The 1,970-nt window shown below is 66.2% G+C and carries 1 protein-coding gene; it reads left to right on the forward strand.

Annotated elements, in window-relative coordinates; all coding sequences use genetic code 11:
* Nucleotides 1-261: 261 nt before the first annotated feature.
* On the forward strand, nucleotides 262-1,761 hold the full coding sequence (locus QMX78_RS21255; protein WP_282273414.1) for a VWA domain-containing protein: 1,500 nt from the start codon (nucleotides 262-264) through the stop codon (nucleotides 1,759-1,761).
* Nucleotides 1,762-1,970 lie beyond the last annotated feature (209 nt).

Consider the following 1,970-nt stretch of genomic DNA (forward strand, 5'->3'; position numbering starts at 1 on the left):
CCCGCGGTCCCGCCCCACCAAAAAAAACACCTACGCCCCCCCCCCCCCCCCCCCCCCCCCCCCCCCCCCCCCCCCCCCCCCCCCCCCCCCCCCCCCCCACTACAGCAGCGTTGTCGACAACGCCGAAGATCAAAAGCCAACCCCTCCCCAGCCCTCCCCTTGGCCTGCGGCCAAAGGGAGGGGGCATTAACCCCACTCCTCATCCCCATCCGTTCCTATCCCCGTACGCCGCATCACGCGGCCAGCATGGGAGCAGGGATCATGGCTAGCGCAAAGGGTTCAAACCGGCCGGCGGTTCGCAACATGGCATTGGCTGCGGCGGTAACGTTGTTGGTTGGCCTGCCTGTGGCAGCGGCGGTTCGGCATACCCCGTTCCCGGTGACTGACAACACCGGCGATCTCAAGGCGCCGACGACACAGCGCACGCGCCAGACCCAGCCCAACTTCCGTGCGCCGAACTCCACGGTCTGCAGCGACACGCCGGTACTGCGCGAGGTTGCCGATCCAAGCCCGAGGCCGCAGCACAACATCGCTGCAGACAAGATCAGTCTGAGCGGGGGAGACGGTTACAGGGCATCTGCCAAGATGTTGGCGCCCCCATCGCCGGCCGCACCGCCAGCACCGATGCCGTTGGCGGCTCGCGCCGAGGCTGCCGCAGATGCCAGCTACTCTGCCGCGGAAATGCCGATGGCCTCGATCACCACCACTGGCAACGTGCGTCAGCAGCAGGCGCCTGTCACCGCCGGTGTCGTTGACGACAACGCCGACTTCACTGCGTTCCAGCAGTTCCTGCAGCGGCATGAAGAAGCCAATGATCTTGGCCGCGATGTCAGCGTGCGCCAGCGCCTGCAGGTGGTCGATGCGCAGGGCCGACCGGTGCCGGACGCAGAAGTGGCGGTCACCGCCCGCAACGGTGCAAGGATGTGGGCGCGTACCGATGCCGGTGGCCAGGTATGGGTGCATCCCAATGCCTTCGATGACCGCGATTCAGCCAGCTACCAGGTGCAGGTGCGGCGCGCCGGCAAGACCGTGACCTCGACCCTGCAACGCGGACAGAGGAGCGCATTGCAGGTGGTGGTGGCCGATGCACCGCTGCCGGCGCGGGCCAAGCTCGACCTGGTGTTCATGGTCGATGCCACCGGCTCGATGGCCGATGAAATCGACAAGCTGCGTGACTCGCTGCAGGGCATCGTCCGTGACATCGCCCAGCTGCCGTCCAACCCGGACATCTGCCTGGGGCTGGTGACCTACCGTGACCGTGGCGACGAGTACTTCGTGCGCGGCTGGGACCTGAGCAACAACGTTGCCGGCTTCCAGAACGTGCTCGATGGCGTGCGCGCAAATGGTGGCGGCGATTACCCGGAAGCAATGAACGAGGCCTTCGACCATGCGGTGCAGGCGATGAACTGGCGCGGTGCGTCGACTACGCGCCTACTGGTGTCACTGGCCGATGCGCCGCCGCATATGGATTACCCGCAGCCGCGCTACGAACAGACCATGCTGGCCGCGCTGGGCAAGGGCATCAAGGTATTGAGCGTGGCGGCTTCCGGCCAGGACACCACCGGTGAGATCGCGCAGCGGCAGATCGCGCAGTACACCGGCGGGCGTTTCATCTTCCTGACCTACAAGGATGCCAGTGATCCCTCCAGCGGACCGGGCAGCGAGACCGTGCATGAGGTGGAGAATTATTCGGTCGACACCCTGGACAAACTGGTGGTGAAGCTGGTGCGCGAGGAGCTGGCGCAGCTGCCGAAGGGCTGAGCTGTGCTCCCTCCCTCGAGCATGGCTTGGCACCACGCTCCCTCCCTTTGGCGAAGCCAAGGGGAGGGTTGGGGAGGGGTAGGCTTTGCGGCCTTTCAGGCATTGCCAGCTTCGCGGCTTACGCCGCTCCCACAAAGCGAGGTCCTGTAGTGCCGAGCCATGCTCGGCAGGAGCTTTCCCGGTAACGCCTCTGCCGAGCATGGCTCGGC

It is taken from the genome of Stenotrophomonas sp. PS02298 (assembly GCF_029959445.1).
GTDB lineage: Bacteria > Pseudomonadota > Gammaproteobacteria > Xanthomonadales > Xanthomonadaceae > Stenotrophomonas.

What these genes read in the sequence shown, in the direction of transcription:
- QMX78_RS21255 (WP_282273414.1), top strand. Translation starts at nt 262, where the DNA reads ATGGCTAGCGCAAAGGGTTCAAACCGGCCGGCGGTTCGCAACATGGCA.